The organism is Ruegeria sp. N11, from assembly GCF_056531525.1.
In genome coordinates, this window is the sequence record NZ_JBQFLX010000010.1 from 142,294 (window position 1) to 155,672 (window position 13,379).

Genomic DNA, 13,379 nt, shown 5'->3' on the forward strand with positions numbered 1-13,379 from the left:
TGTCCGCCTATGAACACGGCCACACCATAAAGACCGGGACCTGACATGACCGACTTCAAAAAGATCCTGATCGCCAATCGCGGCGAGATTGCTATTCGCGTGATGCGCGCGGCCAACGAGATGGGCAAACGCACCGTTGCCGTCTTTGCCGAGGAGGACAAGCTTGGCCTGCATCGCTTTAAAGCGGATGAGGCATATCGCATTGGCGAGGGGATGGGGCCGGTTGCCGCTTATCTGAGCATAGACGAGATCATCCGTGTTGCCAAAGAATGCGGCGCTGATGCAATCCACCCCGGTTACGGTCTGTTGTCCGAGAATCCCGATTTCGTGGATGCCTGCGTGCAGAACGGCATCACTTTCATCGGTCCCAAGGCCAAGACCATGCGCGCGCTTGGCGACAAGGCCAGTGCCCGTCGCGTCGCCATCGAGGCAGGAGTTCCGGTGATCCCTGCGACCGAGGTTTTGGGCGATGACATGGACGCGATCCGCAAGGAAGCCGCCCAGATCGGCTATCCGCTTATGCTCAAGGCGTCCTGGGGCGGCGGCGGGCGCGGTATGCGCCCGATCGAGTCCGAGGACGAACTGGAAGAGAAAGTCCTGGAAGGTCGTCGCGAAGCCGAAGCCGCGTTCGGCAATGGCGAGGGTTATCTGGAAAAGATGATCACCCGCGCCCGGCATGTTGAAGTTCAGATTCTGGGCGACAAGCATGGCGAGATCTACCATCTCTACGAACGCGACTGTTCGGTCCAGCGCCGGAACCAGAAGGTCGTGGAACGCGCCCCCGCCCCTTACCTGAGCGAGGAGCAGCGTGCCGAAATCTGTGAACTGGGCCGCAAGATCTGTGCCCATGTGAACTATGAATGCGCGGGCACGGTCGAATTCCTGATGGATATGGAAACCGGCAAATTCTACTTCATCGAGGTCAACCCGCGCGTTCAGGTGGAACACACCGTCACCGAGGAAGTTACCGGCATCGACATCGTACAAGCCCAGATCCTGATCGCCGAGGGCAAGACGCTGGCCGAAGCGACCGGTGCCACCAGCCAGTCGGACGTTCAACTGAACGGCCACGCCCTGCAAACCCGGATCACAACCGAGGACCCGCAGAATAACTTCATCCCCGATTATGGCCGCATCACCGCCTATCGCTCGGCCACCGGTATGGGCATCCGTCTGGACGGCGGCACGGCCTATGCGGGCGGAGTGATCACGCGGTACTACGACTCGCTGCTGACCAAGGTGACCGCTTGGGCACCAACGCCGGACAAGGCGATCCATCGGATGGACCGCGCGCTGCGTGAATTCCGCATCCGCGGCGTCAGCACCAATATCGACTTTGTCATCAACCTGCTGAAGCACCCGACCTTCCTGTCGAACGAATACACCACCAAGTTCATCGACACGACGCCAGACCTGTTCCAGTTCAAACGCCGTCGGGATCGGGGCACCAAGGTTCTGACCTATATCGCGGACATTACCGTGAACGGGCACCCCGAGACCAAGGATCGTCCCGAACCGCGCGCCGATCTGAAAGAGGCCAAGCCCCCTGCCCTGAAGGGTGAGCCCAAAATGGGCACCCGCAACCTGCTGGAGCAGAAGGGCCCGCAGGCCGTGGCCGACTGGATGAAAGCGCAGCGGCAGTTGCTGATCACCGACACCACCATGCGGGACGGCCACCAATCCCTGCTGGCGACCCGGATGCGGTCGATCGACATGATCAAGGTGGCGCCGACCTATGCGGCGAACCTGCCGCAACTGTTCAGCGTTGAATGCTGGGGCGGCGCGACCTTTGACGTGGCCTATCGCTTTCTTCAGGAATGCCCGTGGCAGCGTCTGCGTGACCTGCGCGAGGCGATGCCGAACCTGATGACACAGATGCTTCTGCGCGGCGCGAACGGGGTCGGCTATACCAACTACCCCGACAACGTGGTGCAGGAGTTCGTGCGTCAGGCCTCGAAGAATATCGACGTCTTCCGCGTATTCGACTCGCTGAACTGGGTCGAGAACATGCGCGTGGCCATGGATGCAGTGGTTGAAAACGGCAAGATCTGTGAAGGCACCGTCTGCTATACCGGTGACATTCTGGATCCCGATCGCGCCAAGTATGACCTGAAATACTATGTCGGCATGGCCAAGGAACTGCGCGACGCAGGTGCACATGTTCTGGGCCTCAAGGATATGGCGGGTCTGCTGAAACCGGCCTCGGCCAAAATCCTCATCCGCGCTCTGAAAGAAGAGGTCGGCTTGCCGATCCACTTCCACACTCATGACACTGCCGGAATCGCCAGCGCCACCATTCTGGCCGCGTCCGAGGCGGGCGTGGACGCGGTGGATTGCGCGATGGACAGCTTCAGTGGCAACACCAGCCAGGCGACGCTGGGCACCGTTGTCGAGGCGCTGCGCCATACCGAACGCGACACCGGACTGGATATCAAGGCGATCCGCGAGATCAGCGATTACTTCGAGGCGGTGCGCGGCCAATATGCGGCCTTTGAATCCAGCCTGCAGGCCCCCGCCTCCGAGGTGTACCTGCACGAGATGCCCGGCGGCCAGTTCACCAACCTCAAGGCGCAGGCGCGTTCGCTTGGGCTGGAGGAACGCTGGCACGAGGTGGCGCAGATGTATGCCGACGTGAACCAGATGTTCGGGGACATCGTTAAGGTGACGCCGTCCTCCAAGGTGGTCGGTGACATGGCGCTGATGATGGTCAGCCAGGGGCTGACCCGTGCCGACGTGGAAAGCCCCGAAACGGATGTGGCCTTCCCGGATTCTGTCGTCGACATGATGCGCGGCAATCTGGGTCAGCCTCCGGGCGGGTTCCCCGACACGATCATCAAGAAGGTCCTCAAGGACGAAGCGCCCAACACCCAGCGCCCTGGCAAGGACGTTCCCGCCGTGGATCTTGAGGCCACCCGCGCCGAACTGTCCAAGCAACTGGAAGGCAAGGAGGTCGATGACGAGGATCTGAACGGATACCTGATGTATCCCAAGGTCTTCCTGGACTACATGGGCCGCCACCGGGTTTACGGCCCGGTCCGGACCCTGCCAACGCGCACCTTCTTCTACGGCATGGAGCCGGGCGAAGAAATCACGGCCGAAATCGATCCGGGCAAAACGCTTGAAATCCGCTGTCAGGCGATTGGTGAAACCGATGAAAAGGGCGAGGTCAAAGTTTTCTTTGAACTCAATGGTCAGCCCCGTGTCATCCGGGTGCCGAACCGCCTGGTGACTTCGACCACGCAGGCCCGGCCCAAGGCCGAGGCCGGCAATCCCAACCATATCGGCGCACCGATGCCGGGCGTTGTCGCGACCGTTTCAGTCACCGCCGGTCAGGAGGTCAAGGAAGGCGACCTGCTGCTGACCATCGAAGCGATGAAGATGGAAACCGGCATCCATGCCGAGCGCGATGCGGTGGTCAAAGCGGTTCACATTCAGCCCGGCGGCCAGATTGACGCAAAGGACCTTTTGGTCGAACTGGAATAAGCCGACAAACAGGTTAATGTCAGCCGGGCCGCGCAGGACACTGCGCGGCCCTTTTTCATGCCCCTGCGGAGCCACGCCATGCTGACCATTACCCCGATCTACGCCGCGCTGATTGCCCTCCTGTTTCTCGCGCTCAGCCTTAACGTCATCCGGCAGCGGTTTATGGGGCAAATCTCGGTCGGCGACGGCGGCAACAAGGCGCTGATCAAGGCCATCCGCACGCATTCCAACTGCGTCGAATACGCGCCGTTCACGCTGTTGCTGATCGCCATGGCCGAAATTCAAGGTGCGGGGGGCGTTCTGGTCAACCTGATGGGTTTGGCGATTCTGTCCGGACGATTGCTGCATGCCTACGGATTCGGGCGCACACCTCAGATCGTGATTCTGCGCCGGACGGGAATGTTGCTGACATTTGCCGCCATTCTGGTCGCTGCGGTCACCAACCTCGTGCTGGCGCTTTAGGGTCAGCCGGCCAGCACCTCGACTTCAACCGGGCATGCAGGCTGCCATATCTGTTGGGCGGTCTGCCCTTTGTCGCCACCGGCCTGCGCCACGATGCCCGCCATGAGCATCGAAACAACCAGCACCGAGAGTTTCAGGGTTTCTTTCGGGTTCATCTGTCGCTTCCGCCGTTCTTTCCTGACGTGTTCAGACAGTTGAACGGATGGGGCCCGGATTTCCGTCGCCAGAAAAGAAATTTTGCGGAAGATGCGTTTTTCCTCTTGCAGCTTTGCGCCAGAATTTATACTTCACGCCTCACTCAACGGCGCGGGCGTAGCTCAGGGGTAGAGCATAACCTTGCCAAGGTTAGGGTCGGGCGTTCGAATCGCCTCGCCCGCTCCATTGAGAGGTCTTTGGACCAACATTTGTATCTGATGCGGGCGTAGCTCAGGGGTAGAGCATAACCTTGCCAAGGTTAGGGTCGGGCGTTCGAATCGCCTCGCCCGCTCCAGATACCAACCTCCCTTAAATTTCTGGTTCTTTGTTGTCTGCTGCGGCATTCTCGGGTCGCACGCAATCACGACGGAGATGCGCCATGCCAGAATACGTAATTCGCGCTCTGACAGCGGATGAGGTCCAGACGGCTGTTGATTGGGCCGGCCGCGAAGGTTGGAACCCCGGCCTTCACGACGCCGTGTGCTTCCGCAGCTCCGATCCCGAAGGATTCAAGGGCGGATTTCTGGATGGCAAGATGATCGCGTCTGCCTCGGCCGTGAATTACGACGACACCTACTCGTTTCTGGGTTTTTACATCGTCCTGCCCGAATATCGTGGATCGGGCTACGGGCTGCAGGTTGCCGAGGCCGTCAAGGCGCATTGCGAACATCGGAACATGGGCATGGACGGGGTCGTCGAACAGCAGGACAATTACCGGAAGTTCGGGTTCGAACTGGCTTATGACAACTACCGATTTTCGGGCACAGCGGGTGAAATCCTCAACGCCCTGGGCCGTTCCGGCCACGGTCAGGTTTCACTGATCGACACACTTACGGATGAGCTGAAGTCTTATGATCGGGGCCTGTTTCCTGCCCCGCGCGACACGTTCCTGCAGGCCTGGCTGGATGCACCCAACCATACCTCGCGGGTGTTTGAGGAAGGCGGCCGGATCAGAGGCTATGCAACGCTGCGCCGATGTTTGGCCGGGTACAAGGTAGGGCCATTGTTTGCGGACACACCCGAGATCGCGCAGGCGCTTTTGGTGTCGCTGCTGATGACGCTTCCGGCTGACCAGATGGATGCCGAGGTCTTTATCGACATGCCCAACCCCAACACGCAAGCGATGGCGATGGCGCAACAACTGGGGTTGACCAAAGTGTTCGAAACCGGCCGCATGTATTCCAGCCACGCGCCGGAAATTGATCTGCACCGTATCTATGGGATCACGACGTTCGAGCTGGGGTAACGTTCAGAACGCCTTGAACGTCATCGTGGTCAGGGATCGTTCGATATTGGGAATCACCAGCAGGTTTTCGTTGATGAAGTGCCCCACATCCTCGGTTTCGGGGATATAGAGTTTCAGCAGCAGGTCGTATTCGCCGCTGGTCGAGTAAAGCTCGGAATGGATTTCGCGCAGAGCGATTTCTTCGGCGACCGTGTAGGTGGAACCGGGTTTACAGCGGATCTGGATGAAAACGCAGGTGGACATGGGGTTGACCCTGTTTGTTGAGTTGCGCGCAGGCTGGCATGGGCCGCGCCCGGGCGCAATCCCCTGCAACAGTTTGGCGCGCATGTGATGCTTGGTCTGGATATGCCCGGCGATCCCCGTCTATAAGCGCGCCTGTATCAAAAGGAATTCGCCCATGCGCAGCGCAAAGATTAGCCGTCAGACCGCCGAGACCGAGATCACGGTCGAGGTCAATCTGGACGGCACCGGCCAGTATGACAACCAGACCGGCGTTGGCTTCTTCGATCACATGCTGGACCAACTGGCGCGCCATTCGCTTATCGACATCACGATCCGCGCCAAGGGCGATTATCACATCGACGATCACCACACGGTCGAGGACACAGGCATCGCACTGGGTCAGGCGCTGACGCAGGCATTGGACGACAAGAAGGGTATCCGCCGCTATGGCGAGTGCCACCTGCCGATGGATGACGCTCAGGTGCGCTGTGCGCTGGATCTGTCGGGCCGTCCGTTCCTGATCTGGAACGTGGATTTGCCGACACCCAAGATCGGGACCTTCGACACCGAACTGGTGCGCGAGTTCTTTCAGGCGCTCAGCACCCATGGCGGTATCACCCTGCATATCGACCAGATACACGGTTTCAACAGCCACCATATCGCCGAGGCGGCCTTTAAGGCGGTTGCCCGTGCCCTTCGGCTGGCGGTTGAGACCGACCCGCGCAAGGCCGATGCGATTCCGTCGACCAAAGGCGCATTGTAGATGCTGACTACCATTATCGACTACGAAAGCGGCAATCTGCATTCCGCTGAAAAGGCGTTTCAGCGCATGGCGCGTGAACTGGATGTGGGTGAGGTCGTCGTGACCTCGGACGCAGATGTTGTCGCGCGGGCCGATCGGCTGGTTCTGCCCGGCGATGGTGCGTTTCCAGCCTGTGCCGCCGAACTGCGCGGCCATAAGGGTATCTATGACGCGATGGTCGAGGCGGTCGAACAAAAGGGTCGCCCGTTTCTGGGTATCTGTGTGGGCATGCAGCTGATGGCCTCGAAAGGCCATGAATACCGTGAAACCGATGGTTTGGATTGGATCGCGGGCGACGTGGTTCGGATCGAGCCGTCAGACCATGCGTTGAAAGTACCACATATGGGCTGGAACGATCTGGTTCTGGAAAGCAGACACCCGGTGTTTGAAGGGGTGAAATCAGGTGATCACGCCTATTTCGTGCACTCCTACCATTTCCGCGTGACGGACCCGGCGCAGAGGTTGGCCTATGTGGATTACGGCCAAGAGGTCACGGCCGTGATTGGCCGTGACACGATGGTCGGGATGCAGTTCCACCCCGAGAAAAGTCAGGATGTCGGCCTGCGTATGATCGGAAATTTCCTGACTTGGGCTCCGTGACGGCCTATTGCACGCGTGTCCAGGTTTGCCCACGGCAGATCAGGCCACCGGCAACGCAACCTTTCACGGTCAGCTGGTTCTGGCTGTCCAGCGTCATTTTCGAGTTGTAGGTCTTGTCGCGGTCTGGCGCCCAGATCTTGCCGTTGTCATAGGCCCCGCCACCTTCCGGAACCATGTCCCAGATAATCTGTTTGCCCAAATTCTCGTAGTCCAGCTGCTCATTGCCGTTGGCATCAAACGCCGTGTCGATGGTGCCGCAGACGGCGCTGCCGCACGATCCGATGGAAACGTGCAGATACCCGCCGGTGTCACCGGGTTGGGTTTTCCAGATGCCATCAACCGGATCGGCCGCATAAGCGCTGCTTGCCAAGGCGGCAAACCCTGCGGCCAGAACGAATTTCCTCATGATATCCTCCCTGTTTTGCAAGCAGTCTGGCGCGCCGGTCGCCGTCGGGCAAGATTGACTTTGCGTCGCGTTGCATCCCCTGCCCTGTGTGTGCGATATCCCGCGCGGATAACATTGATATAGGGCCGCCCGACATGATCCTCTACCCCGCCATCGACCTAAAAGACGGCCAGGCCGTGCGCCTGCTGCGCGGTGAAATGGACAAGGCCACGGTGTTCAACGAAGACCCCGCCGCGCAGGCCCGCGCCTTCGTCGAAGCGGGTTGCGAGTGGCTGCATCTGGTCGATCTGAATGGCGCCTTTGCAGGGGAACCCGTCAATGCCGCTCCGGTCGAGGCGATTTTGAAAGCCTGTGATGTGCCCGCCCAACTGGGTGGCGGCATCCGTGACATGGCAACAATCGAAACATGGCTCGATAAGGGGCTCGCGCGCGTCATTCTGGGCACTGTCGCCGTCGAGAACCCCGATCTGGTGCGTCAAGCGGCACAAGAGTTCCCCGGCCACGTCGCCGTCGGTATCGACGCACGCAATGGCATGGTCGCCACCAAGGGCTGGGCCGAAGAAACCGATGTGCAGGTCACGGATCTTGCCCGAAGCTTCGAGGATGCGGGTGTTGCCGCGATCATCTACACCGACATCAACCGCGACGGAGCGATGCAGGGCCCCAATATCGAGGCCACTGCGGCACTGGCCCGCGCCGTGTCGATCCCGGTCATCGCATCGGGCGGAGTTAGCTCGCTGGACGACCTGATCGCCTTGCGTGATTGCGGGGTCGAACTTAACGGCGCAATCTCCGGCCGGGCGCTCTATGACGGCGCGATCGATCTGAACGAGGCCATTCGCGCCCTGAGCTGACTACTGAGCGGCGACCGATGTCAGCTTGGCCAGTGCCCCACGCATATTCTCGATGACCGGGGAATTCTCGACCGCGTCAAGCTCGTCCATGGTTTCTTTCGGGTCTTCATAGGTCAGCCAGACCTGCCCGTTTTCGTCCTCGTAGGCCTGCACTTTCAGCGGCAGGAACAGACCTGCGCGCGGGTCGGCCTGCATGGCGGGTGTGCCCAGCGCCGGATTGCCGAAGATCAGCACCTGATTGGCCGGGATGGTCATACCCACCTTCTCGGCGCCCGCTGCGTGATCGACACGCGCGAAAACCGTGGCGCCCGCATTGCCGACTGCGGCCTCGAGCGCGTCCATCGCCTCGGACACGGATTTGGCTGTCTCTACTTTGATGATATCGTCAGCCATCGCGGCGACAGCTCCTGTGAATATGAATGTGGTCGTCAAAAAGAGGTTACGCATCTCATTGATCTCCGGATGAAATAAGGACCAGTTTTCACAGGTTCGAGAGATGTGGCAATCACAAGTCTGGCATCGGCGGGGCTTTGCCGGTAGAGGTGCGCCAACAAAGGACATGCCATGCTGAAAACACGGATCATTCCCTGCCTTGATGTTGCCGATGGCCGCGTGGTTAAGGGCGTCAATTTCGTCGGCTTGCGCGATGCGGGCGACCCGGTGGAATCGGCCAAGGCCTATGATGCCGCCGGCGCGGACGAAATCTGCTTTCTGGATATTCACGCCACCCATGAAAACCGGGGCACCATGTTCGATGTGGTGCAGCGCACGGCGGAACAGTGTTTTGTTCCGCTGACGGTGGGCGGTGGTGTCCGCACCAGGGAAGATGTCCGCGCGCTGCTGCTGGCAGGTGCCGACAAGGTCAGTTTCAACTCGGCCGCCGTGGCGAACCCGGATGTTGTGGCCGAGGCCGCCGATCAGTTCGGCAGCCAGTGCATCGTGGTCGCCATCGATGCCAAAACCGTCAGCCTCGGCAAGTGGGAGATCTTTACCCACGGGGGGCGCAAACCAACCGGCATTGACGCGGTCGAGTTTGCAAGAACCGTGGTCGCCAAGGGCGCAGGGGAAATCCTGCTGACTTCGATGGATCGTGACGGCACCAAATCCGGGTTCAACCTGCCCCTGACCCGCGCGATCTCGGACGCGGTAGATGTACCGGTGATCGCATCGGGCGGGGTCGGCAATCTGGATCATCTGGTCGAAGGCGTGACCGAAGGTGGCGCCAGCGCGGTATTGGCGGCTTCGATCTTCCATTTCGGCGAATACACCATCCGCGAGGCCAAGGAACACATGGCCGCCGCAGGCATCCCGATGAGGCTGACATGAGCATCCTGCACGAACTGGCCGCAACCATCGAAGCGCGTAAGGGAACCGACCCCGAGTTGAGCTGGACCGCCAAACTGCTTGCCAAGGGCCCCGAAAAGTGTGCCGAGAAGTTCGGCGAAGAGGCCATCGAGGCCATCATCGAAGCCATCAAGGGCGATCGGGCCAGACTGACGTCCGAGGCGGCGGATGTACTGTATCACCTGCTGGTGATGCTGGCCGCCCGTGATGTGGCGCTGGATGACGTTCTGAACGAGCTTGCCCGGCGTCAGGGCATCAGCGGCATTGCCGAAAAAGCGGCGCGTCCCAAGAGCTAAGCGTGGGTTTCGTGCGCTGCTCCTGCCCGCTATAGTGCTGTGTCAGGGTGCCACAGATCAGGGAACGCGCGCGATGATCAGAGCATTGGTTTTTGTGGCGACGCTTGCCATCCTGGCGGCCTGTTCTGCGCCGCCCCGTTCCACCGGGGACGAGGTTCAACGGCTGGCAGCGAAAATCCAAAGCCTCGGACCCGATATCGACCCCGCAGAAGCGCAGCGCGCGGCGCGGGTCGCCTACAGCTACACCGCGCAGTTGGTCGAGGAATATGAGATCACCGACCCGCCGCTGATCCATAACGCAAAGGTCAATAAGGGCTTGCGTCCGCGCGGATTGTGCTGGCACTGGGCCGAAGACATTGAACGGCGCCTAAAACAGGAAGAGTTCGAAACACTGACCCTGCACCGCGCCATCGCCAATGCCGACAACCCGTTCCGAATCGACCACTCGACCGCCATTATCAGCCGACGCGGAGAAACCATGTACGAAGGGATCGTACTGGACCCGTGGCGGTATGGTGGAGTGCTGTACTGGGGACCTTTGGTCGAGGACACACGTTACGAGTGGGTCCCGCGCGATCAGGTTCTGGAAAAGCGGCGACTGGAACAAGTTGCCCGGCTGAAAACGGCAGGCGGCGGCTGACGGTCACAGCTTTGACGATATGATCCCGGTGGCAAACCCGCCCATGCGCAATTCCCCGAAAAGCCGCTGATATTCGATTTTCGGGCATCGGTTCATGACCACATCGACACCTCTGGCCTGTGCAACTGCTGCCGCGCCTTCATGTTCGACACCGATCTGCATCCAGACTGTCCTGAGCTTTGGAAAAACCTGCAAAGCTTCGTCCACAATCGGTGGCACGGCTTCGGATCTGCGAAATATGTCCACCATGTCGACAGGTTCGGCAATATCCGACAACGAGGCATGAACGGTCTGACCGAACAATTGCTTCCCTGCATGCCCCGGATTGACCGGAATGACCCGGTATCCTTTCAGCGAAAGGTATCGCGCCACGTAATAACTGGGCCGCACCGGGTTCATCGACACCCCAACGACCGCCACAACTTTGGTGCGTTGCAGGATGCCTTTCAGGAACTCATCGGAATAATCTGCCATGAGGGCACCCTAATCGCTGCGTTCAAAAGAAAAAAGCGCCCAGGTCGGACCTGAGCGCCAGTTGTTGGAACGAGGGACAGTGAAATGACCCGCGGCAGTTCCGTTCCGCGGTCACTGTGACATTTAGGCATGAGTTCGACAAAAAAAAGAGGGCGCGCGCATTTTTGTGATGACAGATCAAAAAAACGCGAAATTTCGCCTGTCACTTGTACAGAACCGAGGGCCAGTGCTCCTCGGCCATGCGAATGTTCAGCGCCATGTCTTCCTGCCACACTTTCTCGATCGCGAGCGAATGCACCAAATAAAGCCTGCCATCCACGACCCTCCACGCCATCGGGTCGGTGCTGGACAGAAGGCCCAGGGCCATAGCATAGGCGCAGTATCCGCCGAACTGAGGCGCAAAGGCGCGCGGATCACGCTCGAACCGCTCCTGGTTCTCGGCTGATGCGAAATGCCATTCGACGCCTTTCCACATCAACGAATGCTCGGCATGGCCCAGCACCGGCGCGTCATCCACGAAATAGGACACGGGATCATAGCCCGCCATTGCCGCACCATCAGTGGCAAAATAGACGGGCGCCTCCTGCGCCTGGACGGCAGGTGCGAACATGATAGCGGCCATTGCGCCAATGAAGAAACGTCGGGTCAGCATCGTCGGTCTGAGTTCTTAGAATTCGAGACCGTCAAAATGCAATTTTTTCAGCGCCATGAAACCCCCCTTGACGCGGTTGTGAACACCCGTGTCGCCGAAGAAACAAGTCAGTCGAAGATATCTTCGATCACATCCCAGGCTTCATCCAGCACGCGCGAGAATACACCTTTTTTCCGTTTCTTGTATTTGTATTTCGGCGTTCGGGCCTTGGACTTGGCCGGACGCGCTCGCCTTTCTTTCGTCAGCTTTCGTTTGGGCAACATCTTGAGGTCGTTCAGGGGGGCGCCACAACTGGAACAGCTGAGCTCGTGACGTTGTTTTCCCTGCAGAACCAGCGCGGCACGCGTGCCGCAGTAACAGCAAGTGGCAATTTTCGACGGGCTGGGAATGACGCTCTCCTGTTATTTGTGCCTCGATGCATATAGGGCAATCGCCGCCGCATTTGAGACGTTGAGCGACCCAAAACCGCCGGCTGCGTCAATTTTCACCAGATGATCGACGGTTTCCTTGGTTTTCTGCCGCAGACCGGGACCTTCGGCACCCAACACCAGTGCAACCGGCCGGTCCAGCTTGCCCGCCAACGTGGTTTCGATGGTCTGATCTGCCTCGCCGTCCAGCCCCAGCACCAGAAACCCCATATTCTGCAGCTCGACGATTGCGTCCGCCAGATTGCGCACCCGCAGATAGGGCTGACGTTCGAGAGCGCCACTGGCGGTTTTCGCCAGTGCCCCGGTTTCCGGCGCGGAATGGTGGCGTGTGCCGACAACGGCGCTTGCACCCAGCACCTCGGCCGAGCGCAGAATCGCCCCGACGTTGTGCGGGTCGGTGACCCGATCCAGCAGAATGACGCGCGGGTGTTCACGACCGATGCAGTTTTCGGCCAGCCCACCCCAGTCCAGCGGCTTGACCTCAAGCGCCGCGCCCTGATGCACCGACCCCGGATCGATCGGTGCCGTGAATTTACGTGGATCAACCAGCTCGGCTTCAATTCCTGAAAATTCAATGGCTTCCGCCAGCTTGGCCTGCGCGTTCAGGGTCACGATCAGACGCAATTTCTGACGCTTCGGGTTCATGAGCGCGTCACGGACGGCGTGCAGTCCAAACAACCAGACAGTCTCGGACGCGGCTGCTTTGCGCGCCTGTTCCTTTTCGACGACCCATTTGGGTTTCTTCATTTTAAGGGCCTCCGGGCCGGGAATTCGGTTTCCTGCGCCAAAGCGGAATTTTCCTGTTGACGCTCCTTTAAGGCGCTAGTAATCACGCCTCCACGTCAGGTGCAACGCCTGACAGTGGGCGACAGGCCGCAAGGTGTGGCAGGGGACTGTAACTCCCTCGCGGAGACGCACGCCTGGTTCGATTCCAGGGTCGCCCACCACTTCTTCAAGCAGTTCAAATTTAGAACATCGTGTGCGGCATACGCCCAGACGCGGTTCGTCGGCGTTAACCGGCTATTAGCGGTGTCAGTCGTGCGGCGGATTTCTGGAGGCCTGAGTTTCCTGAGCACGTTCAGACCACGTCGATCTAATGTAGGCTAAAATATCCCAGATTTAATCGTCGGATATTACTTCCTCAAACCCGGGCATTCCACTTGCGAAGTCGCTGATACCGCGTGCCGCCAAAGCTTTTTCTCCACCCAATTGGGTGTATTCAAAAAGAAGAAGGTTGTCGTGATGCCAGGTGTGTCCCGTCTCATCATGGGGAGG

The 13,379-nt window shown here is 59.6% G+C and carries 17 protein-coding genes and 3 tRNA genes; 12 read left to right on the forward strand and 8 right to left on the reverse strand.

Annotation, left to right across the window (positions count from 1 at the left end; genetic code table 11):
• The first annotated feature begins 45 nt into the window (after positions 1–45).
• Both ACR0J8_RS12655 and ACR0J8_RS12660 read left to right on the forward strand, forming a co-directional pair.
• Entirely contained in the window at positions 46–3,483 is a 3,438-nt protein-coding gene (locus ACR0J8_RS12655; RefSeq protein ID WP_480525105.1) for a pyruvate carboxylase, read from the forward strand.
• Positions 3,484–3,561: 78 nt separating this feature from the next.
• Positions 3,562–3,945, forward strand: a complete 384-nt coding sequence (locus ACR0J8_RS12660; RefSeq protein WP_170615194.1) for an MAPEG family protein — start codon at positions 3,562–3,564, stop codon at positions 3,943–3,945.
• 2 nt (positions 3,946–3,947) lie between these two features.
• Here the strand turns inward: ACR0J8_RS12660 and ACR0J8_RS12665 are convergent, their stop codons facing one another.
• The gene (locus ACR0J8_RS12665; RefSeq protein WP_480525102.1) at positions 3,948–4,100 is read right to left on the reverse strand and encodes a hypothetical protein; all 153 of its coding nucleotides are present in this window, start codon (positions 4,098–4,100) and stop codon (positions 3,948–3,950) included.
• Between the two features lie 151 nt (positions 4,101–4,251).
• Between ACR0J8_RS12665 and ACR0J8_RS12670 the strand changes: the two genes are divergently transcribed.
• From ACR0J8_RS12670 to ACR0J8_RS12680, 3 genes are all read left to right on the forward strand, one after another.
• A tRNA-Gly gene (locus ACR0J8_RS12670) sits at positions 4,252–4,326 on the forward strand.
• Positions 4,327–4,360: 34 nt separating this feature from the next.
• Positions 4,361–4,435 (forward strand) — tRNA-Gly (locus ACR0J8_RS12675).
• Between the two features lie 84 nt (positions 4,436–4,519).
• Positions 4,520–5,386 carry a GNAT family N-acetyltransferase gene (locus tag ACR0J8_RS12680; RefSeq protein WP_480525100.1) on the forward strand — a complete coding sequence of 289 codons (867 nt, stop codon included), beginning with the start codon at positions 4,520–4,522 and terminating at the stop codon, positions 5,384–5,386.
• Positions 5,387–5,389: 3 nt separating this feature from the next.
• Here the strand turns inward: ACR0J8_RS12680 and ACR0J8_RS12685 are convergent, their stop codons facing one another.
• Positions 5,390–5,629, reverse strand: a complete 240-nt coding sequence (locus ACR0J8_RS12685; protein ID WP_480890506.1) for an Lrp/AsnC ligand binding domain-containing protein — start codon at positions 5,627–5,629, stop codon at positions 5,390–5,392.
• A gap of 154 nt (positions 5,630–5,783) precedes the next feature.
• Here ACR0J8_RS12685 and hisB point away from each other — a divergent pair, with 154 nt between their 5' ends.
• Together hisB and hisH are read left to right on the forward strand one after the other, a co-directional pair.
• Positions 5,784–6,371, forward strand: coding sequence for an imidazoleglycerol-phosphate dehydratase HisB (gene hisB / locus ACR0J8_RS12690; RefSeq protein ID WP_480525096.1), 588 nt, complete (start codon positions 5,784–5,786; stop codon positions 6,369–6,371).
• Positions 6,372–7,010, forward strand: a complete 639-nt coding sequence (hisH, locus tag ACR0J8_RS12695; RefSeq protein WP_480525094.1) for an imidazole glycerol phosphate synthase subunit HisH — start codon at positions 6,372–6,374, stop codon at positions 7,008–7,010.
• Between the two features lie 4 nt (positions 7,011–7,014).
• On the opposite strand, the gene ACR0J8_RS12700 is transcribed toward hisH, so the two are convergent.
• Entirely contained in the window at positions 7,015–7,416 is a 402-nt protein-coding gene (locus tag ACR0J8_RS12700; RefSeq protein ID WP_480525092.1) for a DUF2147 domain-containing protein, read from the reverse strand.
• Positions 7,417–7,550: 134 nt separating this feature from the next.
• Between ACR0J8_RS12700 and hisA the strand changes: the two genes are divergently transcribed.
• On the forward strand, positions 7,551–8,270 hold the full coding sequence (gene hisA / locus ACR0J8_RS12705) for a 1-(5-phosphoribosyl)-5-[(5-phosphoribosylamino)methylideneamino]imidazole-4-carboxamide isomerase (RefSeq protein WP_170615179.1): 720 nt from the start codon (positions 7,551–7,553) through the stop codon (positions 8,268–8,270).
• Here hisA and ACR0J8_RS12710 read toward each other — a convergent pair whose 3' ends face one another.
• On the reverse strand, positions 8,271–8,717 hold the full coding sequence (locus tag ACR0J8_RS12710; protein ID WP_480890510.1) for a DUF302 domain-containing protein: 447 nt from the start codon (positions 8,715–8,717) through the stop codon (positions 8,271–8,273).
• A 117-nt stretch (positions 8,718–8,834) separates the two neighbouring features.
• Between ACR0J8_RS12710 and hisF the strand changes: the two genes are divergently transcribed.
• The 3 genes from hisF to ACR0J8_RS12725 all read left to right on the forward strand — a co-directional run bounded on the left by hisF (position 8,835) and on the right by ACR0J8_RS12725 (position 10,550).
• Positions 8,835–9,596 (forward strand): imidazole glycerol phosphate synthase subunit HisF, encoded by a 762-nt coding sequence (gene hisF, locus ACR0J8_RS12715; RefSeq protein WP_480525088.1) that lies wholly within the window; start codon positions 8,835–8,837, stop codon positions 9,594–9,596.
• On the forward strand, positions 9,593–9,910 hold the full coding sequence (locus ACR0J8_RS12720; RefSeq protein WP_480525087.1) for a phosphoribosyl-ATP diphosphatase: 318 nt from the start codon (positions 9,593–9,595) through the stop codon (positions 9,908–9,910). The genes hisF and ACR0J8_RS12720 overlap by 4 nt, the downstream gene beginning before the upstream one ends.
• Before the next feature lie 73 nt (positions 9,911–9,983).
• Positions 9,984–10,550, forward strand: a complete 567-nt coding sequence (locus ACR0J8_RS12725; protein ID WP_170615173.1) for a hypothetical protein — start codon at positions 9,984–9,986, stop codon at positions 10,548–10,550.
• 3 nt (positions 10,551–10,553) lie between these two features.
• On the opposite strand, the gene ACR0J8_RS12730 is transcribed toward ACR0J8_RS12725, so the two are convergent.
• The 4 genes from ACR0J8_RS12730 to rlmB form a co-directional block, all read right to left on the reverse strand.
• Complete coding sequence (locus ACR0J8_RS12730) at positions 10,554–11,024, reverse strand: CoA-binding protein (protein ID WP_480525085.1); 471 nt, start codon at positions 11,022–11,024, stop codon at positions 10,554–10,556.
• 202 nt (positions 11,025–11,226) lie between these two features.
• Entirely contained in the window at positions 11,227–11,676 is a 450-nt protein-coding gene (locus ACR0J8_RS12735) for a YHS domain-containing (seleno)protein (RefSeq protein ID WP_480525083.1), read from the reverse strand.
• Between the two features lie 107 nt (positions 11,677–11,783).
• Positions 11,784–12,065, reverse strand: a complete 282-nt coding sequence (locus ACR0J8_RS12740; protein ID WP_480525280.1) for a hypothetical protein — start codon at positions 12,063–12,065, stop codon at positions 11,784–11,786.
• 12 nt (positions 12,066–12,077) lie between these two features.
• Entirely contained in the window at positions 12,078–12,851 is a 774-nt protein-coding gene (gene rlmB, locus ACR0J8_RS12745; protein ID WP_170615167.1) for a 23S rRNA (guanosine(2251)-2'-O)-methyltransferase RlmB, read from the reverse strand.
• 116 nt (positions 12,852–12,967) lie between these two features.
• Between rlmB and ACR0J8_RS12750 the strand changes: the two genes are divergently transcribed.
• Positions 12,968–13,051, forward strand: a tRNA-Tyr gene (locus ACR0J8_RS12750).
• Positions 13,052–13,379: the final 328 nt, after the last annotated feature.